The 24,085-nt window shown below is 38.3% G+C and carries 23 protein-coding genes and 1 riboswitch; of the genes, 6 read left to right on the top strand and 17 right to left on the bottom strand.

Features of this window, described 5'->3' with window-relative positions; all coding sequences use genetic code 11:
* Positions 1–3: 3 nt before the first annotated feature.
* Positions 4–2,166 (bottom strand): methylmalonyl-CoA mutase family protein, encoded by a 2,163-nt coding sequence (locus tag RWP19_RS04315; protein WP_314356600.1) that lies wholly within the window; start codon positions 2,164–2,166, stop codon positions 4–6.
* 168 nt (positions 2,167–2,334) lie between these two features.
* Positions 2,335–2,511: riboswitch (cobalamin riboswitch) on the bottom strand.
* 201 nt (positions 2,512–2,712) lie between these two features.
* On the opposite strand from RWP19_RS04315, the gene rarD reads away from it, so the two are divergent.
* The 3 genes from rarD (at position 2,713) to RWP19_RS04300 (ending at position 4,601) form a co-directional block, all read left to right on the top strand.
* Positions 2,713–3,603 carry an EamA family transporter RarD gene (gene rarD, locus RWP19_RS04310; RefSeq protein WP_314356599.1) on the top strand — a complete coding sequence of 297 codons (891 nt, stop codon included), beginning with the start codon at positions 2,713–2,715 and terminating at the stop codon, positions 3,601–3,603.
* A gap of 434 nt (positions 3,604–4,037) precedes the next feature.
* Positions 4,038–4,214, top strand: coding sequence for a type II toxin-antitoxin system HicA family toxin (locus RWP19_RS04305; protein WP_303881491.1), 177 nt, complete (start codon positions 4,038–4,040; stop codon positions 4,212–4,214).
* 9 nt (positions 4,215–4,223) lie between these two features.
* A complete protein-coding gene (locus RWP19_RS04300) occupies positions 4,224–4,601 on the top strand; it encodes a type II toxin-antitoxin system HicB family antitoxin (RefSeq protein ID WP_005384984.1) in 378 nt (125 codons plus the stop codon).
* A 49-nt stretch (positions 4,602–4,650) separates the two neighbouring features.
* Here the strand turns inward: RWP19_RS04300 and RWP19_RS04295 are convergent, their stop codons facing one another.
* The 12 genes from RWP19_RS04295 to RWP19_RS04240 all read right to left on the bottom strand — a co-directional run bounded on the left by RWP19_RS04295 (position 4,651) and on the right by RWP19_RS04240 (position 16,866).
* Complete coding sequence (locus RWP19_RS04295; RefSeq protein WP_314356598.1) at positions 4,651–5,064, bottom strand: hypothetical protein; 414 nt, start codon at positions 5,062–5,064, stop codon at positions 4,651–4,653.
* 2 nt (positions 5,065–5,066) lie between these two features.
* A complete protein-coding gene (locus RWP19_RS04290) occupies positions 5,067–5,693 on the bottom strand; it encodes a TPR end-of-group domain-containing protein (protein WP_314356597.1) in 627 nt (208 codons plus the stop codon).
* Between the two features lie 195 nt (positions 5,694–5,888).
* Positions 5,889–8,711 (bottom strand): FAD-binding and (Fe-S)-binding domain-containing protein, encoded by a 2,823-nt coding sequence (locus tag RWP19_RS04285; RefSeq protein WP_295209188.1) that lies wholly within the window; start codon positions 8,709–8,711, stop codon positions 5,889–5,891.
* Between the two features lie 477 nt (positions 8,712–9,188).
* Positions 9,189–9,983 (bottom strand): sulfite exporter TauE/SafE family protein, encoded by a 795-nt coding sequence (locus RWP19_RS04280; protein ID WP_314356596.1) that lies wholly within the window; start codon positions 9,981–9,983, stop codon positions 9,189–9,191.
* Positions 9,984–9,997: 14 nt separating this feature from the next.
* Complete coding sequence (locus RWP19_RS04275; protein ID WP_314356595.1) at positions 9,998–11,542, bottom strand: ClC family H(+)/Cl(-) exchange transporter; 1,545 nt, start codon at positions 11,540–11,542, stop codon at positions 9,998–10,000.
* Positions 11,543–11,678: 136 nt separating this feature from the next.
* Positions 11,679–12,827, bottom strand: coding sequence for a glycoside hydrolase family 3 protein (locus RWP19_RS04270; protein WP_314356594.1), 1,149 nt, complete (start codon positions 12,825–12,827; stop codon positions 11,679–11,681).
* 220 nt (positions 12,828–13,047) lie between these two features.
* Positions 13,048–13,281, bottom strand: a complete 234-nt coding sequence (locus RWP19_RS04265; RefSeq protein ID WP_024047871.1) for a (2Fe-2S)-binding protein — start codon at positions 13,279–13,281, stop codon at positions 13,048–13,050.
* Positions 13,282–13,631: 350 nt separating this feature from the next.
* The gene (locus RWP19_RS04260) at positions 13,632–14,258 is read right to left on the bottom strand and encodes a site-2 protease family protein (protein WP_295257823.1); all 627 of its coding nucleotides are present in this window, start codon (positions 14,256–14,258) and stop codon (positions 13,632–13,634) included.
* Between the two features lie 29 nt (positions 14,259–14,287).
* Positions 14,288–15,058 carry a carboxymuconolactone decarboxylase family protein gene (locus RWP19_RS04255; protein ID WP_314356593.1) on the bottom strand — a complete coding sequence of 257 codons (771 nt, stop codon included), beginning with the start codon at positions 15,056–15,058 and terminating at the stop codon, positions 14,288–14,290.
* An 87-nt stretch (positions 15,059–15,145) separates the two neighbouring features.
* Positions 15,146–15,544 carry a hypothetical protein gene (locus tag RWP19_RS04250; protein WP_295209200.1) on the bottom strand — a complete coding sequence of 133 codons (399 nt, stop codon included), beginning with the start codon at positions 15,542–15,544 and terminating at the stop codon, positions 15,146–15,148.
* A gap of 162 nt (positions 15,545–15,706) precedes the next feature.
* Positions 15,707–16,225, bottom strand: a complete 519-nt coding sequence (locus RWP19_RS04245; protein WP_314356592.1) for a MarR family transcriptional regulator — start codon at positions 16,223–16,225, stop codon at positions 15,707–15,709.
* A gap of 212 nt (positions 16,226–16,437) precedes the next feature.
* Positions 16,438–16,866, bottom strand: coding sequence for a hypothetical protein (locus RWP19_RS04240; RefSeq protein WP_314356591.1), 429 nt, complete (start codon positions 16,864–16,866; stop codon positions 16,438–16,440).
* 322 nt (positions 16,867–17,188) lie between these two features.
* Between RWP19_RS04240 and RWP19_RS04235 the strand changes: the two genes are divergently transcribed.
* Together RWP19_RS04235 and pgtP are read left to right on the top strand one after the other, a co-directional pair.
* Positions 17,189–17,779: a nitroreductase gene (locus RWP19_RS04235; protein ID WP_314356590.1), complete on the top strand. Its 591-nt coding sequence runs from the start codon at positions 17,189–17,191 to the stop codon at positions 17,777–17,779.
* A 445-nt stretch (positions 17,780–18,224) separates the two neighbouring features.
* A complete protein-coding gene (gene pgtP / locus RWP19_RS04230; RefSeq protein ID WP_314356661.1) occupies positions 18,225–19,553 on the top strand; it encodes a phosphoglycerate transporter protein PgtP in 1,329 nt (442 codons plus the stop codon).
* A gap of 98 nt (positions 19,554–19,651) precedes the next feature.
* Here pgtP and RWP19_RS04225 read toward each other — a convergent pair whose 3' ends face one another.
* The 4 genes from RWP19_RS04225 to RWP19_RS04210 form a co-directional block, all read right to left on the bottom strand.
* On the bottom strand, positions 19,652–20,005 hold the full coding sequence (locus RWP19_RS04225; protein ID WP_314356589.1) for a Spx/MgsR family RNA polymerase-binding regulatory protein: 354 nt from the start codon (positions 20,003–20,005) through the stop codon (positions 19,652–19,654).
* Positions 20,006–20,101: 96 nt separating this feature from the next.
* On the bottom strand, positions 20,102–20,818 hold the full coding sequence (locus RWP19_RS04220) for a DUF554 domain-containing protein (protein WP_295209219.1): 717 nt from the start codon (positions 20,816–20,818) through the stop codon (positions 20,102–20,104).
* 309 nt (positions 20,819–21,127) lie between these two features.
* Positions 21,128–21,727 (bottom strand): DNA-3-methyladenine glycosylase I, encoded by a 600-nt coding sequence (locus RWP19_RS04215; RefSeq protein ID WP_314356588.1) that lies wholly within the window; start codon positions 21,725–21,727, stop codon positions 21,128–21,130.
* Positions 21,727–22,170, bottom strand: coding sequence for a hypothetical protein (locus RWP19_RS04210; protein ID WP_314356587.1), 444 nt, complete (start codon positions 22,168–22,170; stop codon positions 21,727–21,729). The genes RWP19_RS04215 and RWP19_RS04210 overlap by 1 nt, the downstream gene beginning before the upstream one ends.
* A 537-nt stretch (positions 22,171–22,707) precedes the next feature.
* On the opposite strand from RWP19_RS04210, the gene RWP19_RS04205 reads away from it, so the two are divergent.
* Complete coding sequence (locus RWP19_RS04205; protein ID WP_314356586.1) at positions 22,708–24,069, top strand: hypothetical protein; 1,362 nt, start codon at positions 22,708–22,710, stop codon at positions 24,067–24,069.
* Positions 24,070–24,085 lie beyond the last annotated feature (16 nt).

The following is a 24,085-nucleotide window of genomic DNA, read 5'->3' as shown; positions in this document are numbered from 1 at the left end:
AGCTCACATCCCTTTCTTATCTTGTAACGCATTTAGAATATCGTAACAATTTGCACGAACAGAAATGAATTCATCTACACCGGCTTCACGGTATACAGGTTCTAGCTCTTTAGAAGGTGCCCCTGCCAAAACGACCGTTACATTCGGCATAGTAGCTTTCAATTCTTTAGCAAGTGGTGGTACCAATTCAGGATATGTAGCATCTGTAGAACAAATAACAACTACATCTGCACCACTTTCACGAGCCGCTTTTGCCGCATCAGCTGTTGTTTCGTGGCCATCATTTTTAATAACTTCAAAAGCACCTACTTCAAAGAAGCCTGTAGAGAAATCTGCACGAGGTTTATGTTGAGGAATAGGACCCATATTGGCCAAGAATACCTTAACATTATCTTTTGTACGTTGTTTATAGTCCTCAGTACGCATCCGAAGAGCTTCAAATCGTTCAGTCCAACGATGCGCTGTAATTGGTTCAATAGTTTCAGATGCAATATCACCGGCATCTAAGGACTTACGAATTTGACGCATTGTCAATTTATGTAAAGCCCCAAGTTCAATAAGACCAATCAATGCACCTGGTTCTGTTGTACTTGCTTCCAGAGTAGCCTGTGCTTTCATAACAGCATCTGGCTCCGCACTCGCCAAGTATTCTTCAATTTGAGCTACCCGTTTTTGACGCAATGTTTCTTGATTTTCTGGTTTAGGATCTAATAGCTCTTCTGTCATGTTCGCATACATGTTGTTACCAACAGCTACATCCTTACGGAATGCAAGGTTTTTAAAACGCTCATCAAGAATTTTCTTAACTTGCGCTTGTGGATACCCATCTTTTAATGCAGCAATGATGCCACCTTTACCTTCAATAGTTTGGAACTCCTTCCAAATTTTTTCACATAACTCTGCAGCCAATGTTTCTACATACCAAGAACCGCCAACAGGGTCCACAGGTTGACGCAACTCGAATTCAGTTTGCAACATAACTTGAATGTTACGAGCAATACGACGAGAGAAATCATCCGACTTGCGAATTGGTTGGTCGAACGGAGACACTTCAAGGCTGTTTAAACCACCTACAACGCCAGAAAATGCTTGTGTTGTGTTACGCAACAAGTTTACATATGGATCGTATACCGTTTTCGTAAAAGCAGATGTTCTGCCGTGTACATGAACAGCACGGTCCGCTTCTTCAGCACCAAAAGCTTCCATAATGCGAGCCCAAATAACACGCAATGCACGTAGTTTAGCTATTTCCATAAAGAAGTTAGCCCCTAAAGAGAATGTAAACATCATGCTCTGAGCGATGGTATGAATATCGATGTTCCGTTGTACCAATTGACGCACGTAGCAAACCGCTGTTGCCAAAGCATAGGCAACCTCTTGTACATCATTAGCACCGCCATTAGCGTATACATCACCAGATACAAGCACTGTTTTAAGCTCTGGAGCTTGTTCCTTAGCCCATACAACAGTATGTGCCATTTCATCAAAGGCTGTATCTAAGGAAATGTGCAAAGCACCATCTTTAGACCAAACACCGATAGGATCTGCACCGACGAGACCTTTTAAGTCAGATGTTTGTTTTTTAGCCCCCTTTACAGTAGCTGCCAACATACCAAGTAAGATAGCTGCAGAAGCACCAGTTTCAATGTACAAAGGATTCTCTTTCAAATTGAACCGGTCAATTAATTGTTTGCAGTCATCCATAGTAGATACAGATGTACCACCAACACCGACAGATGCCCCTACTTGTACATCTTGATCATGACGTGTCGCTTCATCTAGACGAATATTGTGAATGGTACTACCCTTTACAATTTCGTATAAACTTGCATGATTGGCATCCTTAGGTAAGGAATCATCTACGTATTGAGATACGCCCCAAGACTCTTTAATATAACCACTTGCCTTAGTACCACGTAAGAACTCGCCTGCACCAGGGTATACACCCTTTGGAATAGCCTTTTCATGCAATGCAGGTGTGTAAATTGGCTGCAAGGTAATACCTTCATAGGTTTTGGTGAACATCTTTTTATTAAAATCGCCACCTTTTAAAGCTTTTTCAACCTCTTCCTGCCATCGTTCATACGTAGGTTTCTCAAATTCATCAAAGGATACAGGAGCTAATAAATCGCGTTCAGCATCCTTTGAAGTCTTTTTGTCAGACATATGTGTGCCTCCTTTTCAACTCGAAACCATACTGAGAAACAGCGCACCGTACCAACAAAAAACGTGCCACCCAAAAGTGACACGTAAGGTTTCTTATTGAAAGGTACGCCCAAAAAAAACACTGAAACCAGCATACCCCAATCCCCTTCCTATCGCTCGTAGGTACATAACGGTGATTATCAAATAGGCAGTTCTCCTGGCTCGGGCTCATCACCTTGCTTTCGCCTTCCCAGATTACTCCAGTGACATTTTTGAAAGCAGGCTCGTCCTTACAGTGGCGGGACCGCATCGGCTTGTACCGATTTCTCTATTAAGTCTTACGACACCTATTCTCTATATTCGTTGTTCTAAGACCAATATAGTGTAAGATTATGCACAAAGTCAATGAACATGACAGTTAATCATAATTATCAAATTTTAGGTTATAAAGACAATACATATATAATGATAAAAACTCATAACCATCACAAAAAGAACAGAAAAAGTAACGCTAACTAACAAATCTGTTACCATGATATAATAATTCTAGTACGAGGAGGTCGCATTATGAACGATATAAACAAAAAGGGGCTTAGCTCCACCTTACTGTGCTGTTTAATTTGGGGGTTACTCCCTCTATACTGGGCCCTACTCAACCAAGTATCCTCCTTTTCTGTATTGGCACATCGTATCATCTGGTCCGGCATTTGGATGCTTTTCCTTGTTGCCATCACCAGTCGTCAACAACTACGTATCGATATCCACTATTTACGCACCAACCTTACTCAATTAGGGCTATTATTACTTGCTGCTGTGCTGATTAGTATCAATTGGTTCACCTATATTTGGGCTGTTACAAACCAACATGTACTCGATACTAGCCTTGGATATTACATCAACCCATTGGTCAACGTATTACTTGGTATCATAATCTACAAAGAAACATTGCTATGGCCTCAAAAATTAAGTATCGCTATTGCCCTGTTAGGTATCGCTATGATGACCTATGAACTCGGCACTTTACCGATTGTCTCTATTGTCTTAGCCTTGTCATTTGGTCTCTATGGGGCTGTCAAAAAACGCCTCACTATCCACCCATTTTCTAGCATCGCTTTTGAGGCATGGTTAGTCACACCTATAGCTCTATGGTATGTACTAACAGTAGATACTACATCATGGTCTTTTATTGAAAATATAACCCTCACCGGATTACTACTCGTTGGTTCAGGCCTCACTACATCCGTACCACTTATCCTTTTTTCATATGGTGCTCGTTTATTGCCACTAAACGTACTAGGATTCTTGCAATACCTATCTCCAACTATGGGCTTCTTCTTGGCTATCTTCTACTTTGGTGAAAGTTTTGGTACAACACAGCTCATTGCCTTTGGCTGTATCTGGGTTGCACTCGTATTGTTCTCTCTATCCAATCAAATTACAACAATAAAAAAAATATAACAAACTAGCAACAACCACTGTACCATCTATTCTATAAACACAAAAAAGCTGTATCAAATGATATCCTCATTCGATACAGCTTTTTATATATAACATTTAAACTCACTTACACTTATATTAACTCATATATAACGTATCTCTCTTAAGCCTTATTGACTCTATTGATCCAATTCATTCATATTGGTTGTATTCATATTAGAAATGTAACGGTTATAGGCCTCAATCATACGATTATAGTCGTTATCTTGTTTTTATCCCATATAGGTACGAATCGCACAAATCATATATCTAGTGTGTCAAGTGACTAATAGAGTCAGGGGTGACCAATGGTCACCCCTATTTTCCTTTATATACGGTTAGACTAGAAATATAAGAAATATAACTCCTGTCAATTGTTTTATACGTGTATACGTGTTATCATAAAAGGAGAGCGTATGAAAGATAAAGATCTACTAAAACTGCTACTAAAAAACGGCTGGAAGGATGTACGGCAACGCGGTAGTCATCATCGTTTGAAAAAGGATGAGCAAGTTGAAGTGATTGCCGTACACGGAAAAGATGTGCCTATCGGTTTATTAAATGCAATTTTAAAACGTACAGGACTAAAATGAGGAGGACCTATGAAATTTATATACCCTGCCATAATCCATGATGACGCTGATGGTTTCTGGGCTGAGTTTCCAGACTTAGAATATACTAGCAGTACTGGCTCAACCCTAACAGAGCTCGTAACCAATGCTCAAGAAGCAATGGAGCTATATATTTTAGGAGCATTAGAAGATGGGGAAAGTTTACCAACCCCTACATCTATTCGAAACTTACCATGTACAGATACAACTTATCCTACATTAGTACAAACAGATATAGATCTGGCTAAAAATAGTAAGTCTGTAAAGAAAACATTAACTATTCCTGCGTGGCTTAACGATAGAGCACTAGCTAAAGGGATTAATTTTTCTCAGCTTTTACAAGAAGCATTAGTAGAAAAGACAATGTAAATTTATTACGCGCTACTGGGCTTCACCATTGAGCAAAGCCTTTACACCATCAATTGCTTAGCAAAATTAGGACTACTGTCCAAGCAATAACTGCTAAGGTGAGTAATATGATACAAAGCATCCACAGAATTATTATAAAATAGAGCAATAATTTTAGTACATATAATACATCAAACCATATACTATGACGATCTTCTAATCGCGCCATATATTCGGAGAGATAGCACACCCAAAATGGAGCTTTCCCATTAGGATTCAGCTTCTTCCAGTACAGCATAATATACGGCGTTACAAAACAACCTACAAACACTAAATATGTAAGGAATAGAGGTGTTTCTATATTATATTGGGACATAAACCCTGCCCAGTCTACGACCATTCGACCACCAAGGTATAAAAAAACAAACCAATATATAAATCCTATCACCTTTATAACAAGGCGAATCATCTGTTTTACATCCATATCTATAAGCCTACTAATGTTTTAAATCGCGCATTATTGTGAAAGCGTTCGAAATGGTCTTGTTCAGCGGCTACAGCTTTCACAGATGGATCAATTTTAATTGCTTTTTCAAGCCAATCAAGGGCCTTAGTATCGTCCCCTTGGTCTGCATAAATGGTAGCAATGCCATAGACGGACCAGGTGTTACTAGGGTCCTTTTCTAATACCTTTTCAAACCATTGTTTAGACTCATTTAATTGGCCTTGTAGTTTATACACCATGGCCATATTGTAGTAATTAGCTACATTATTTGGATCTAAGTCATAGGCCTTTTTAGTATCTGCTAAACCTTTAGTAGTATCTCCATTTAAAGCCGTAGCAAAGCCACGAACCGAATAAGCGTCTGCATTATTTGGATTATCCTTAATAGAAGCTGTTGCCTCCTCGATAGCTTTCGCATAATCACCAGAGGATAGAGCTTGCTTAGCGGCAGTTAAATGGCTATCTAGATTAGTCATTTTGCTACTGTCTTGATTGGATGTACTGGAACTCTTAGTATTATTTTCTGTATTACTATTATTTGTATTCTGATTTAATCCACAACCACTAATAAATATAAGTAAAGCCAGGATGGATAAAAGTCTTCTCATATTATATATTCCATTCTTAAATAATATCTCCAAGATGCATATCATAATGATATAAGAAAAAGGACGAGCTACCACTCGTCCTTTTTTGTTATATTGTAGGTAATTTCATACACTCTACTACCTACGTATAGTATATCATACTTAATAGAAAAATAAACCCCTAATAGATAATACTAGAATCTTATTCAAGTAATATTATTTTTTAGCTGTAGAGCAACGATCTAATAGGAATGCAACGCCTACAAATGGTATGCCGCCGTTTTCACCAAGACCAATTTCACATGTGGAACTGGAACTTACGCCTAGTGTTGCACCGTATTCAGCAATTTCACCAGCCAAGTCTTTTGTAGCCGCTTTGTTAAGTTCTGGTGTGAAGAAACCTTTTTGACCAGCAAAGCCGTCGCATGCGAAGGATTTGATATTGAATACATGATCTGTGCATAGACGAGCCAAGTCTTCAATGTATTGAGATTTACCTAAAGATTTAATCTTACATTGTTTATGTACAATTACGCGTTCATCGCATTTTTCGATGTCGAGATGAGGTACTACATATTTGCACAAGAATTCAGAAATATCATTGATTTCTAAGTCTGGCATGTGTTTGAAAGCATGATTGAAGCACGCACTATGGTCAATCACGATTGGATATTTACCATTTTGAGATGCTTTCATCAATGCATCGTGCAAGTCTTTAACAGCGCGTTCATGAACGTCATCGTAGTTTTCAAAGCTCAAGCCACAGCAGAGGTTTTCGATATGTTCTGGATAGATAATATCGATATGAGCCTTGTTACAGAGGCTTTCTACAACTTGTTGTAAGCTGCGATCATCGTCATAACCTTGGTTAGGTTTAAATGCGCGGTTTGCACATGTACTGAAGTATACAACCTTTTCAAAGTTTGTAGGTTTAATGCGGTTTTTCAATTTGTAGCGATTAGCCTTAGGTGTTGTTTTAGGAACATATGGTGTAACACCAGTTACGCCATGTAAGCCTTCAGTAATCTTAGAAATTGCTTTTTGTGTAATGATGGAACCTGCAATACCTTCAAGGCTCACACCAGCACGACACATTTGAAGTGTTGTGGAGAAGTTATCATAAATTTTCTTAGCCAATTCTGGTGCAGGTGGATCGATGCGACGCATGGATAATGCGATTTGAGCAGTATCGATGCTAAGTGGGCAAAGGCCTTTACACATAGAGCAAGCTGCACAGGTTTCAACACCAAAGTATTCGTAACCTTTTCTAAGTTCAGACGCCAATGTGAAGTTGCCTTCGTTTTCAAGACGTTTAGTTTCGCGCAATAAAGCGATACGTTGACGAGGAGTCAATGTTAAATTGCGGCTTGGGCAATGTTTTTCACAGAAACCACATTCCATACAGATTGTGAAAGCATCATCAATAACACATTGTGCTTTAAGATTTTTCTTGTACACATCTGGATCATCAGTAATCATAACATCAGGATTCAAGATACGAGTAGGGTCAAAGATAGCTTTAATGCGACGGTTAATTTCGTACGCTTTACGACCCCATTCCATTTCAACAAATGGTGCCACCATACGACCTGTACCATGTTCAGCTTTCAAAGAGCCACCGAAACCAGATACACGTTCGGACATTTCTTTAACCAAATCACCGAAGTTCTTAGTATCTTTAGGATCATTAAAGTCAGGTGTAATGTTAAAGTGAACGTTACCAGACAAAGCATGACCGAAGATTACACCACCGTCTACGAAATCGTATTTGTGGAATAATTCAGTAAGCATTTCGATGCCTTTAGTGAAGTCTTCGATTTGGAAGCAAACGTCTTCTGTGATAACTGTTGTACCTTTTCTACGTTGACCACCAACGATCGGCAAGATACCTTTACGAATTGCCCACCAGGAATCGTATTCTTTAGGATCTTGAGAATAAAGACTTGGAATTGCTGTTGGAATATCTTTTAATTGTTCTTTAATGAAAGCTAAGTTTTCATCTACAGTTTCTTTGGAATAGCTTTCAGTTTGGAACAAGATTGCACTTGTACCTTCTGGTACTTCGCGAACGAAATCAGGTACATTTTCAAGAGTTTGAACTGCTTTTAGGGATTGATAGTCCATCATTTCAGCAGCCACAACCTTTTCACGGCCCATATTAGCCAACGCTACAACTGCAAGAGATGCATCGTTTAATGTGCGGAAGAACATAAGGCCGCAACCTTTATGAGGTACATCTTCAACTGTGTTGTACACGATTTCAGATACGAAACCCAACGTACCTTCAGAACCGATGAACAAGTGATTGATGATGTCGATAATATCTTCAAAATCAACGAGAGAGTTCAAGCCATAACCTGTAGTATTTTTGATTTTGTATTTATGATGAATCAAATGAGTCAATTCTTCATCAGCCAAGATTTCTTTACGCAATTGTAAGATATCTTCAACCATTTGAGGTTTTTCTTTTAGGAATTGCTCAATGCTCTTTTTATCAGATGTATCAAGAACAGTACCATCTAGTAATACAACGCGAATAGAACGGATTGTTTTATAGGAGTTTTGAGCCGTACCACAGCACATACCAGAGGAGTTATTGTTCAAAATACCGCCTACTAATGCTGTGGCAAGTGTAGCAGGATCTGGACCGATTTTGCGGTTATATGGTTTCAATAAATCATTCGCATCGGAACCGATAACACCACATTCACATTTTAAAGCCTTCCCATCGTCGATAACTTCCATTTTTTTGAAGCCATCATTACATACGATGAGAACATCTTCACTGGAACATTGACCAGACAAAGAAGAACCAGCCGCACGGAATGTGAATGGTGTACCACATTGATGGCACAAACGAATAAGGCGTCTTACTTCACGTTCATCCTCAGCCTTTACAACCACTTTTGGTAAATAACTATAGCAGGATGCGTCAACACCATATGCATAACGACGTAAATGATCTGTATACACGCGATCTTTACAAATCTCTTTTGCCTCCTTGGCAAAACGTTCATAATCTTTTATAAGCGTACTCACTTGTATTGCCTCCTATCCTCTTTTAAGGAATTTGTTTTACTCTTAGTATACGCCGTTCTCATTCTCACTACTATAATTATGCATAAATTATATGCCTCCTAACAAATCTCGATATTCCTCTGCTTTTTATTTATTTAGTTGAAAGTGCATCTCAATGGCATTATCATGTACCCATTTTTTCACATGATAAAATAAAACTATTTTATTTTCTAAGTATATCCACAACTATATAATCAAGTAGAGCTAAATCATCGATAAAACGTAAGTTACACTGCATATTATTCTATAGGAAATAGTTTACAAAAATTATGCATAAAATTGGTATAATTTATTTATTTCAATTTTCTCGTTCTCATTTATATTTAAGTATGACTTTTAATCATACCTTTTTAGATGACCCCTCTACCTATCATTTTCTTACATATAAAAAGCCCTCTAGTGATATAACTCTATCGAGTAACCACTAGAGGACTTATATTATCCAATAATACCAGATTTAAGAATAAGACGTACAGCTAGTGCAAAGACTGCAACGCTCATAAGGGCAAGGATAGATTTTGCTTTCAACCGTTTAGCAATTCGCGCCCCTACTTGAGCCCCAAAGATAGCGCCAATACTAGTAGGAATAGCAATACTAAATACGATATGATTTTCCAATAAATGCGTTATAACGCCTATCATTGTAGATACAGCAAGGATGGATTGGCTTGTAGCTGTAGCCATATGGGTAGGGAAGCCCATGAGATAAATCAAAGCCGGCACATGGATAAGGCCACCACCAATACCAAAGATACTGGAGATAAAACCTACAAAAAAGCTAATGCTAATACCGATAGGCTTGCTATACGTTAGCTGATCAAGAGTAAGGCTTTCTTCCTTTCGTTCCCCTTTGCGGAAATTCTTAAACCCAATCAAACCAGAAGCACAGAGCATAAAGCATCCAAAAGCAAACATAAAGCCTTTACCAGAGAACCACCCCGACATTTGAGCCCCTAAGATAGCCCCTGGCAAGGTAGCTAAACTAAAGACAATAGCTGCACTAATCAACACCTTTTTCTGTTTAATATAGGCAATAGAACCAGAAATAGCATTACACATAACAGAAAATAGCGATGTCCCTACAATCATAGACGGAGACCACTCAGGAAACCAATACATAAATAGAGGCACAAAGACAAGGCCACCACCTGCACCGATAATGGTGCCAAGCATAGCTGCTAAAAAACCAACTATAGTAAAGAATATATAGAATACTATTATATTATCTAGCATAATAAGGCCTCCCTTTACTTAGATTGGAAAAATTCCTTAGCCGCCTTCAATCGACCTCGTTCACAGGAAACTTGCAACTCATCACCTGATTCAAGTTTTACATCACCAAGCGGTACAATATATGTTCCATTACGGCGAATACTTACGATGAGTGTCCCATCTGGCAAAGCCAAGTCTTGTAATTGTACGTCTGTATAATTTGCCACGACAGGTACCTTAGTTTGGAAGAAGGTTTGTACAGATTCTAAATTGTTCTGACCACTCATGGCTTGTAATAAGGAATCGTAAATCGGTGGTTCTTTTAAAAGCTCTGCCACAAGGTACGCCACGATGGTAACAGTACCGATGGCATAAATGTTAGAGAAACTATTCGTCATTTCAAGAACGAGTAAAATCGCCAAAATTGGGGTCCGCATAGCTGCTGCTAACATACCACCCATAGCACAAATAACGAATTGTGGTACAAAATCAGGGGAAATAATGCCAACAGATGAAAGCAAGCTTTCACAGAAGGCACCTGCAGAGGCCCCAATAACGAGCATAGGTAAAAATATACCGCCTTGCGCACCACTGCCATAACAGAAGGTGGTAAGTAAAATCTTACCTAGAACAATACCGCCTAAAAGTATTACCCCATGCGATTGAAAAGCTAGCTGTCCTACAAGATCATTTCCCCCACCCAAAAGGAGTTGCGAGTCATAGCCGATGACAGCAACAGTGACAAAGGTAAGAGCCAATTTCAAGAATCGAGAGCATTTGAGCCATTCAAAGAATTTCTTGAATGCAAAGATCATGCGACAGAAAAGTACTCCGCAAAGGCCCATAATAACACCAACCATGAGAAGTACTGGGAAATACTCAAGAGGTACCCCTGAAGTTACTGAAAACCCAAGAGCAGGTTCAAGGCCAAAAATACTAACCGTAATATAGTTAGAAATTAATGTGGCCACAAAGGTTGGCACAACGAGATAGGGATAAAAACTTTTATGTACCTCTTCAAAGACGAACATCGCTCCCGAAACCGGTGCACTAAATGCAGCCGTTAAGCCAGCCCCTGCACCAGCAGAGGTTAAAATTCTTTGTTCTCGTAAGCCTGAATTCATCCAATAGGATACGATTTTACCTGCAGAGCCACCAATTTGTACAGCTGGGCCTTCACGACCTACAGAAAAGCCTGCAAAACCAGTTAATACACCACCAATCATCTTAGAGGCAAGCGTTCGATACGGTTTCATATCAAAGAGTCCCAGCATCTCCCCTTCGATTTGAGGAATACCAGAGCCACCAGATAATGGAGCCCACGCGAGCAATCGATCTACGATAAAGGCAAAGATGACCATTGCTACAAGCCATCCTATGGCCCATTCCAGAGTAATACCGTCCATCAAACGCCAACGAATATGTTCAGATTCAAGGATCAAATAACGATAGGTAGCGCCACAAAAACCTGCAATAACACCCACAAGAGCGCCCTTACCAATGAGCTCTGTCAAAAGCATACGATTCATGGACATATCTGCTAAAGTAGAACTGCGCTTATTAAATTTCCATAGCCTCATAACATTCCTCCTTAGCATTGACATTACATTTAATATCACACAAATTATGTATTCATATCATTAGTATACTTATGTAAACCACCATTTTCAAGAAAGGAATACAAAGCTAGCCACCTCTAATATGAGGTGGCTAATTTTATATACCTCTGTTCATTTTCATAAGCAAGATTCGTTTAACAGATTCATCTAATCTCTCTTTAGAGATACGACCGTCTTTTACCGCTTTCATAAGTCCATTATAAGCCTCTTGCATATGTTCGTACTCATGACACACAAGTAAGATATCACTACCAGCCAAAATAGATTGAACAGCCATATCACCAAATGTGTAATGTTTTGCAAGAGCGCCCATGTCCATATCGTCAGTTACAACAACGCCATTATATCCCATATCCTTACGCAACCAATCTGTAATGATTGCTTTAGATAAGCTAGATGGATGATCAGGATCGATTTGAGGGTACATCGCATGGGATACCATAATTGCATATGTATTCGGTTTAGACTGCTTAATAAGATCTACAAATACCTTTGTATCTTCATTCAACAAAGTCTCTTTAGATACTGGCACAACACTTGTATCAGCATGTAAATCGACATCCGTTTTACCAATTCCCGGGAAATGTTTGTAAGAATACCACAATCCCGCTTCTTCATAGGCCTTACCTACAGCGCTAGCATAGCGTACAACCTCATCAGGGTTCGTACTAAAAGAACGTCCATAGGTTAAACCTAAGTCAGCAACAGGGGCAAAGTTAATATTAAAGCCTAAGTCTTTTAGCTCAGTACCCACCTGTTTTGCCAAGGATGCTGCTTGTTCAACAGATTCCTTGCCAACCTCTTCTGCAGGAGGCACCTTAATCAACTGATCCTCCATGCGCGCTACGGCACCGCCTTCTTGATCAATGCCGATGAATAATGGCGTAAGGCCAGCGCTTTTACCAGTTTTATTAATATCCGTAATAAGCGATTTAACTTGATCCTTGGACTCCATATTTCGATCAAATAAAATAATGCCACCCACACGGTACTCGTTGAGCATAAATTTAGCATCATCATTCAAGGTCTTGCCATGAATGCCAATCATCAACAATTGGCCTACCTTATCTGCATCGGACATATTAGCTACTAATTTATCTACCTTTTCCTCTGGTGAAAGCTCACTCTGTGCTACAGATTCATAGGTTACAGGCTCCGCCTTTGAAGTAAATGGATTATGTAAACCGCACCCCGTTGTGAGCGCCAATGCGCCAATCATCGTCGCTGCTACAATACGTCGAAACATATATACCTCCCATAATGTATTAAAAGTATTATATATAGTATATCAAAAAATAAAGACCGCCCCAACAACGCCAATACATCTAGTAAATCATGAGTACGAAAAAAAGACTATTACTCAAAACCTACGAATATATACCGTATCGGCTCGAAGTAATAGTCTTTATATGAGTTACGCTCAAACTTACGCTTAACTTTTGTTTAGTCTTAAATTTTGCTTACTCTTAAATTTTACCTTGCTCTTTCATTTCTGCTAAAAGCTTTACGATACGAGGCCCACAGCCTTTACCACCACAAGCACCTGTACCGGCACGAGTTGCTTCTTTTACCTCAGGAAATGTATGAGCACCATTTAAAATAGCTTCCTTAATTGTTTTACGTGTAATGCTACGACATGTACACACCTTTGTAAGCTTGTCCAGAATCGCCTCTGGCACTTGGTTTTCTTCAAAATCCATATGTAGTTCCTCTTCTATTCACTTGAATATCTATATACTATATCAATTTAATGTATCGATTTAGGGTATTGATTCACATATCGATGTAGTAGATCAATTTACTCTATCGATAGTATCTAATAATACACTGTAATATTAATATATCGAAAATTTACGATTTCTGTACTTAGTATATCACATTCTAAAAACTATATCGATAGTTTTTAATATAAATATATTAATACTGATTAATCAAAAACCTCTACCGTATAAGAGTATCCCATACGACAGAGGTTTTTAGTATTTATTTTATATAAAAATATTCAGTATATCCATCAGCATATATCTACGAGGGATGGCTACTATCCTATTTATAGTATTGTACCAATGATGGCAAAATAGATTTTGAAAATCGTTTCTTGCAATGGGCGTATAATCATAGAAATAATCGGTGTATTAATAAGGATGATAAAGAATATTAGGTTAACCATCCCTAATTGATAGTATTTAATCTGCCATTCTACTGGTAGCCATGGCAATATGATATTAAATCCTGGTAATGGTGGGAATGGAATCAAACAGAATAGAGAAATACCGATACTATACAAAATGATATATTGCAGAACCATATCAAGACCTTGAGACGTAATAAGGTTAAAATTACCTAGTAATAGATATATAAAGGTAAATATGAAGCCTGTAATCAAACCCGCTACCGGACCAGAAAAGGCAAGCAAAGTCATATCACGACGTGGGTCTTTAAAATAGGATGGATTAATTGCCATTCCCTTCGGCCATCCGAATCCAACAAGAATTATACAGAGAGTCCCAATTAAATCAAGATGTGCAAAGGGAGACAATGTAAGCCTTCCCGCCATACGTGGTGTCGGATCTCCGAGCCACGTTGCCACCTTAGCCTCTGCATAGCCATAGATAGAAAAAATAATGATAATAGCAGGAACACTAGCTAAAATCTGAATTGGATTAAAATCAAACATAGAACTCCTTTATGAGTTATGTAACTCCTTTATTGTTTTGCTTCCCATGCGGCAAAGCCATCTTGAATACAACGAAGGGCATTCAAGGTACGCGGATAGCCTATATACGGCACGCATTGGGATGCGATGTTGATCAAATATTGTTTACTATTGCCTACGTTCAAGTTACCTTCTACATGAACTTTAAGTTGAGGTTCACAGCCACCTTGAGCCGCCAAGAAGCAGAAGGTAATCATTTCACGATGAGCGACGCTTAGACCTTTACGAGTATAGTAATCACCAAACATATTAGCAAGCCACTTTTTAATATGACGTGTATCTTCAGGTCCTTCTTGGTAAGAATGACGAATGGACTCTCCAAAAATTTCGACCTGTTTTTCTAATCCCTTTTCAAAACGAGATTCACTAGTAATTGTACTGCGAGATGGATCTGACACAATTGCCCCACGATAATCAAAAATCTTATTTGTGACCTTGAAAAATGGGCGCACACGACCAATCCCTAAGTATGGAACAGCTTGATAAAGAAGCTCTATCACTTCATCGGGAATCAAGCCAAAGTTAAGTGCTGGTGGTAACATTAACGCATATTCATCAACAGCAGTGGCACCTACTAATGTTGCAAGAATAGCCAAGAAACGATCCTTTGCAGGCACATTTCGCCCCTCTTCGGTAATCACTTCATCGAATGCGAAATTATCAAATAATACCTCAAACTCAGGGTCGATATAACCTGCTGGAGCTGCAATATCAGGGAACATACGCTCTGTATAAGCTTGGGCAAATTCAGATTTAGACATAAAAACCTCCATAAACAGCACTGGTGAAAGCCCACAAGAGCTTTCACCAGCAATAGTTATGTAATTATTACGGCATGAGCCATCAAATTATAACGCTGGAAAAGAGAAGTTAGTGCCGTATACTTCTTTCCAAGCAGCCAAGAACATGTTGTATTCATTAGAACCAGGAGTGATTTGGTAAGCTTGACCATCTGGAGCAAAACGATATACAGTATGCAAACTTGGATGAACAAGGTATTTGAATAATGTAGCTGTACCATATTGGTTATTATGCATGTTCACTACATTGATGCCGAATACATAGTTACGGCTACCATCAATACCACTGAATTGGGATGCTTTATCAAAGAAATAAGTTTCTGCACCATTAGCACTGTTTGGAACCTCTGGATAGTTAGCTAAGCCATTCCAGTTCGCTGCATTAGCAACACCACCAACTAATAATGTACCAGCTAATACAAATGCACCTAATAAGTTTTTATTCATAATGCTCTCCTTTTTTGCCATTATAGCATTTACAAACAGGTCATACTCTCACATGACCTCAGCACAATACGTTATATGTATAGTATATCACATTTTATGAAAATATTAGATATATTAAATTACAGAATGTATGCATATGAAATCTTACTATAGTAAGCTACATTAGCGCTTACTATTTTCTGCTTTTCTAGCATTTGCGTTATCGATTGCCTCTAACAATTTGTTAAGCAATATACGCATTTGACGAGTTTCTTCAACATCAAAGATTGGGCCTGCCGCTTCAGCCAAGCGACGTGGTACATGAACTGCTTCGTCACGCAATTCTTTACCTGTCTCAGTAAGAGTGACCATAACGACACGTTCATCTTGACGACTACGCTTACGCTTCAAGAATGCTTTTGCTTCTAATTTCTTTAACAGTGGTGTTAATGTACCAGAATCAAGGCGTAAGACTTGGCCTAATTCTTTAACAGACAAATCACCATATTCCCATAATGCCATCATTACAATGTATTGAGTATATGTCAAATTTAAAGGATCCAAATGACCGCGATATGCATTAACAATTTCCTTCGCCACTACATAAAGTGGGAAGCTCAATTGGTTTTCTAGTTTCATGTATTCCGCATCAGGTACGTCTTCTTTATGTTTGTAACCTTCGAGTACGCCAGTTTTCGCCATATTCTACCTCCATATGCACACAATAATCTATAATTAATTGTACACAATTCTACGGTAAACAGTCAACGTAAAAACCCTACTTTGTCCATATTTTTTTTAATTTGTCAATTAATTAATGTATTTTTTCTTTTTTGTTAAAAACCTAGCCATTTCTATAGAATTAATGGACTAAAATTGCACCATAAACAGTAGTCCTATTAATAATTTTTATATCAGACTTCAACACCACTTGATGTTAACGCTGATTCAAGACGTCTTGCATGCTCTAATTCTTCTGGAATAGAATGTTCAATTAATTCCGCAATTCTATCAGCACCCTCTTCATTAGATTCTCGAACTTCATTAGCTAACTTAGCAAGAATTGTATCTGCAGATGCTTCAGCTTTATAGAAGTTAATCACCGTCTTAATAAAGTCTTCCTTTGTAGCAGGGCCTTCGCCTAATAAATGACTATACACACCACCATGAGCTGCATCTTCCGCAGCATTTTTATAAATAGCTTCTGCAATTTCATTAAAACCTAGTTCTTTAGCTAAAAAATACATAGTAAAATATTGATTAGCACCATTAAATTCTGCATTCTTTAACATTTCAATAGTCTTTTCAAAAGACTTGCCTTTAGCGATACCATGTAAATTCATATTTTTCTCCTTTTATATACATATCTATAGAGACTTTTAAACTAAATAGTCAAATGTATTTCAATCAATAATGTTACAAATATAATTTTATGCAATTAATATTATGTGTCAAATATCTATTTTTGTCAATATGGTTATACTTAGAGCAAGCTATCATGATGCCTTAAATATATTTAAAGATATATAGTATATATACTTGTGAAAGCTTATATATTACATATTCAACATAATACTAATCATTATATTCAACAATTGATGTAGTATAATAAAGAAAACACTAGCTACATTTTGCATTACATTTTATATCTAACAGGAGGTTACTATGAATACATTAGAATGTATCAAAACTCGTCATAGTACACGTAAATTTAAAGCTGATCAATTATCTCGAGAGCTCATCAATCAAGTGCTCGATGCTGGTCGCCGCGCCCCATCTGGTGGCAATACACAATTAACACACTTCATGGTAATTACGAACCAAGATGTTCTCAACGAGTTAGTAACACTCGTTCAGGAAGAATACGGAAAAATGCCGATTACTGAGAATACATTGCCTTACATGGTAAACATCATTAAAATGTCCGGTGAAGGCAAGTTTGTATTCAACTATAACGCCCCAGTTCTCATTGTACTAGCTAGTAAAGCAAGCTATGCAAACAACTTCGCCGATGTGTCTTGTGCTATGCAAAATATGATGCTCGCTTGCAACGAACTCGACCTTGGTAGCTGCTGGGTGAACCAAATCCGCCACCTACAGGATAACAAACGCATTCAAGCTAAAATGCGTGAACTCGGCCTCGGCGAAGATGAAAAAGTCTATGCTAGCCTTGCATTTGGTTATCCAGACTTACCAAATGGTCTTAACCGCCGCGAAATCGAACCAAAAGGCTATCCTATAACATATATTGATTAATCCATACTAGAAGATAACCTATGCCATAATATAGACCTAGTATCGCTACGCAATTCGTAACAAATCAATATACGTAATATATAGTAAACAAAGCAATATAAAAGCGCTATCTATCCAAATACTCTAATTGAGTATCTTTCGGAATAGATAGCGCTATTTCATTTACCCTTCAAATACGCGTTTGCGTGCTGCTTTTACAAGAACGAAATGATCATCCTCTACTACGTGATTAGATTTGTAAGCTCACCACAAAAGGAGTGCAGAGTTTGCCACCACAAAGAGACTGCCGCCTTACAGTAGATTTTTTAATAACACTCAACCTATGCCAAACACCCATAATGGTGCTGCAAAATAACTATTTATCATACTTAAAAATAAAATATAGTCGACTTTTAGTCATACATGGTATGATTAGAATGGCATTTTATAGAAAGGATGTGTGATGATGTCGATTTTCTCTCCAGCTCCTCACATTGAACGATTACCAGAGGGGCAAATCGATTCCACCTACAAACGCCTTCGTAAAGAAGTCTTTGCAGGTACATTTATTGGTTATGCTACATTCTATTTGATCCGTCAAAACTTTAGTTTGGCTGTTCCGTACATGATTGCTGAGTACGGTTACACAAAAGCGGATCTTGGTATTGTCATGACCCTCTTATCTGTAGCTTACGGTATAAGTAAATTTGTTATGGGTAATGCGTCTGACCGCTCTAACCCAAAATTCTTCTCCACAGTAGGTCTATTGCTCAGTGCTTTAGTTATGTTATTATTCGGTACCTTACCTGGTGTTTTAAGCAGTATTCCTATCATGTGCGTTCTTGCATTCTTAAATGGTTGGTTCCAAGGTATGGGGTATCCTCCATATGCGAAAAATATGGTAACTTGGTTCTCCCGTTCCGAACGCGGTGCTTGGTGGTCCTGGTGGAACGTATCCCATAACCTCGGTGGCGGCATCATTGCACCACTTGCTACTTTAGGTATCTATTTATTCGGTACATGGCATAGTATTTTCTTCTTCCCTGCGATTATTTCTATCGTTTTAGCCATTGTAACCTTTGTATTGTTAAAAGACACACCTCAATCCTGTGGTTTACCACCTATTGAGGAATATAAACAAGAACCAGTAGCAGCTGAAGTAAGTGATGAAAATCAAACTACCTTTAAAGAGATCTTCTACAAATATATATTGCATAACAAATACTTATGGTACCTTGCAATTGCGAATATCTTTGTATACTTCATCCGTTATGGCGTAGTAAGCTGGGCTCCAACCTACTTAACAGCTGTAAAAGGCTTCACTAAAGAAGGTTCCCGTTGGGCATACTTCTTATACGAATGGGCTGGTATTCCAGGCATGCTCGTAAGTGGTTACTTAAGTGACCGCGTATTCCGCGGCCGTCGTGCTCCAGCTACGATCTGCTTCATGCTATTCGTTATCTTGGCGATTCTTGTATACTGGTTCAACCCAGCAGGCAATATCCTCGTAGATAATCTAGCACTTATTGCTATCGGCTTCCTCATCTACGGTCCAGTTATGATGATTGGCCTCCAAGCAGCCGACATGGTACCACGTGTAGCAACAGGTGGTGCTACTGGTCTTACAGGCCTTCTTGGTTACCTCATCGGTTCCGCAGGTGCTGGTGCCTTCATGGGTCTCATGGTTGACCTTTATGGTTGGGATGGCGGCTTCGTGGCTCTTGTTGGTGCATGTATCCTCGCTATCGTATTCCTACTTCTCACACTTGGTGATAAATCCCAAGCTAAAAACTAATCAACAGCAAACTGCTGTATGAACGTAAAAAGCCCCTAGTAACACATGGTTACTAGGGGCTTTTACTATGCAAGACTATGGTAGCAACAAGACTGATATTAGAGTTTCAACGCCTCAATCCATTCTGCTTCTTTAAAGCCAACCAGAACTTTATCTTCAAGTACTAAGATAGGACGTTTTACAAGCATACCATTAGATGCTAATAGAGCTAGCTTTTCTTCTTCACTAAGATTTGGCAATTTATCCTTTAGTTGTTGTTCACGGTAAATCATACCAGACGTATTAAAGAATGCTTTCAAATCTTTACCAGACTGTGGATACCACACAGCAATTTCTTCAGCTGTAGGATTTTCAGCCTTAATGTCACGATCTGTGTATGTAATATTATGATCATCTAAAAATTTCTTTGCTTTTTTGCATGTTGTGCATTTAGGATATTCAACGAATAACATAGCGTCTCCTTATAGTAATACTTAATGTTATAACTATATATTTATAAATTAAGTGTACCAAATATATCGAAAATTATCAATCAGCAGGGAATGGATTTACAGCAAGAATGTTAAGCCCATGGCCACAAAGATAGCCGGCAATAGGTTGGCGATACGTACTTTACCAGGCCAAATGAGATCGATACCAACACAGAAAATCAGAATAGATCCAACATAGGACAGATTATCGATAGCGCTCGGTGTCATTAGTGGTGCCGCAATGTGTGCCATAGCTGTAATAATCCATTGCGTAATGCCTACAGGAATAAAGGAGAACAACGCCCCCTTCCCCATGGAGGAGGTCATAACCATAACGATAATACCATCGAGGATACCTTTTAACAGCAAGGTTTGGTAATTCCCGGTCAGACCATCTTGAATAGAACCAAGAACACCCATAGCTCCTACGGTAAACGTAAGGGATGCCGTAATAAAAGCATGTGTGAACTGTGGATCACCAGTATTGCCAGTTTTCGCTTTTACCCAATCACCAAAGACAGTAATCCAACGGTTCAAATCAATAATCTCACCAATAATAGCGCCTACAACCATGCTGATAATCATCAACAATGGTCCCGTAGTTTGCAGAGAGCCATTTACGATGACTAGCATATATTGCATGGCCCCACTCATTCCAAGGAGAAGTACGATAATACCACTCACCACCATAAGTGTCTGTTTCAAGTTTTCTTTCATAAACCGACCAAATGCGATACCGCACAAACTGCCAGCTATAATAAGACCAATATTAATGGCCGTACCCAAACCAATCATATATTTTCCTTTCTAAATTGTGAAAGTAATAGCTTAATGTATCATCAGTATACCAACTACATCGAAATAAATCAATTTATATAGCAAAAAGCCCCTATCCATTTAAGGATAGAGGCTTAATGTTATTTTTATAGCTTTGAGAGAAGTATATGAGAGACCCGCCTTGGAGAGAGAGAATATATGTGTTTGTATATAAAGCGGGCCGACATATGATGGGCCGCTATCTTCCCACCATCTATAGTGTACACCTTAGAGTAGGGTTTAATACAAATTCAAATTTGTAACATACTCCATGCCCAAAAGCTATTGTTAACCCTCATCATCCACAGGTAATCGTACAGTCACTGTGGCTTTATTAATCTCATCAAAGCAAGGACAGTCCCTCCCGTGATCATTGACGAGACCACTCGCTTGCAGATGAGAGTAGATAGTAACAGGACCTACAAACTTAAAACCTCGCCGCTTTAAATCCTTGCTAATTCGAGTAGATAAACCATTTTTTGCCGGCACATCCCCTTCTGGATGATTTTCATAAATAATCGTTTTATAATCTGTGAAAGCCCAGATATAGTTACAAAATGAACCAAATTCCGATTGAATCCTTTTAAAGGCCAACGCATTATTAATAATCGCTTCAATTTTAGGTCGAGACTTCAACATCCCCTCAGTTTGCATGATTCGTTCTACGTCGCTTTCACCATAAGAAGCAACCGCATCAATGTCAAAATGATCAAAGCAATCTCGTATGATATCTCGTTTATTCAAAATTGTAAGCCAACTAAGACCACATTGGAGACTTTCAAGACAAAGATGTTCAAATTGAAGACAATCATCATGAATCGGTCTGCCCCACTCATAATCGTGGTACGCCTGATACAAAGGAGTTGTCGGCCATTCACAAGTCGCCATCACACACCACCATGAGCCCATACGAGGACGTCATACATGAGCGCCACAACAAGGCCCATCACGAGATGACCGCCTACGTAAAACGGCACGAGATAATAGATAAATAATAGAAGCGAATGTAAAGTTCTACGGAGCCATACAACCGGTGTAGACGTACCGCCGCCTACCTTACCATCTAGCCAATTATGGACGATATAAATTGGCGTACCTAAACGACGAATCCAATCGGGAATGGACTTGCCAGGATTCAAGCCAGGGCAATACAAAATAACTAGTGGTAAAGCCACTGCATCAAGAACGAGTAGCACCGTTAAGGTCAAGGAGAACAAATCCACCTCGCCTTCCCAAGTCAATGGATGTGCCATAAAGCGGAGGGCCCATAAATAGGCTTTATATACGATATACGGTTCTAATAGCACTAACAAGGGCTTCACTACACTCATGGGACTACCTATACCAAATACAAAATAAGAAAACTACGCATTCGCGTAGTCGTTTTTTATACTATTATTATATCAGATTTTACACATTTTGTGGGGTTAAAATTCATAAAATTTCATCAAAATATACAATTTATAGTAGCTATAAACAAAAGAACCCACTATATAAGCTATTCCTCACTAATGGTTCATATATGCTTATTTTTCATCAAATTTATGACTTATTTTGATAAATCTTTTAGAAAATACAGCATCCAATATAATATAAAAACCAAAATACAGAACTAAGAATTTGTATCAATACTATGTGGCATTTTATGCCCATACTCTATGTTATTATAAATACAGGTAGTAAATACCGTCTCACTTTCTCCTTTTGAAAAAATATATGCAAAAGAGGCAGCCCTTGGAGCTGCCTTTTTTGTATTCCACATACAACTTAAAAATATAGTCATTTAATTATATAATTATACTGAACAACTTAGCCTATGGATTACTACAATATCAATAGATATGAGAGTATAAACGGGAGATACTACCATGACCAAACTACCACTATTAGCAGGTGTTTTCATGATGAGCACTATCTTATCATCAGTAGGAGCCATCGATGTTAATATTCCTGGTGCAGATTCGAAGATTCCAAAGGATGCCTACATAAATTACAAAACCACGAATCCTGATATTGAAAAGGATGTAGCAAACTATGTGGAAACACTGAAAGCAACGGACAAAACTGAAGGTATTAACAAAAGCGAAATGGAGTACGCTAAAGCTGCCGCTATATATCGCGGTCAACATTACCATAATACGGTCATTTCCGTTCATGACAAATACAACCAAATTCGGCTTTCATTCCCCATAGCGGGCATAAAAAGTGATTATAATATAGGGCGTTACAAAAGTCCAAGTCGAACCATTGAGGACTATCGAGTGTTTACCGATAATGGAAGTCTTAATTTAGAAATTGACTATGCTAATTACAAAGACTATGACTGGCGTAACACAAAAATAGCTTATGGAAAACTAACTGACAAAAATGTTCGTGATTTCTTTCAGGACATGGCAAAACATAATCCAGCAAAACACATTTCTGATATAAAGGGCACTGTATTTTCATATCCTACTGTTACCTACAGCACTTGGGATAGCATGAAGATGCCACACCTTGAAAACGGTAAAAAAACAACTCTTACCACCGACACAATCAATTTTAAATTTAAGGGCTATAACATGCGCCATCCCTTATATCACGCAGGGTTTGTCTATTATGATAACACCCCCGTTCTGAACAAAGTTCCTACAGATAAATTATTAGCTAATTATGTGCTTCCCTCTGTACAAAACCTAAATGAATTAAATCAATATTCACGCATAGAAAACTTAAACGGTGTACAATACCGCGTACCAAAAGACGCCATATACGAAGGTGAAGAAAAGGGCACCGAGTACCAAGATATTAGATACTACAAAAAGGGGAACATAACATTCTTTGTTTCTACTAATAATATTCCTAAAAACCCATATGCGCGCGATCTTGTTGTAAACGGTCATTACAATTTTAAAATTAATTTAGATACGTTCTGGGATATTTACTATTACCAACCAACATCAGATTATATTAATTATACCGTTATATGGAATAATAATATTCCTGGACTATCCACACACATCTATACACCTCATAAGGATGATCACATCCTAACCTTTCAATCCTATGATGGGACCTATAGCTTTACCTATATCATCTTTTACCCAAGTTTTTTACATGCTGAGGAAGTTCAAAAATTACGGAATATGATTGAGTTTTTTGATTCTACTAATAACCCTAACTTTAAACTGAAAGAGCATGTTCTATTCCCAGATACAGCATTCACAGTACGCCAAAGAATTGAAGATTGAATGCACATCCTCATTT

Source organism: uncultured Veillonella sp. (assembly GCF_963522475.1).
In the GTDB taxonomy this organism is placed as follows: Bacteria; Bacillota; Negativicutes; order Veillonellales; family Veillonellaceae; genus Veillonella.
The sequence above is the reverse complement of the archived record's forward strand: the minus strand, read 5'-3'. Positions and strand labels throughout refer to the sequence as shown.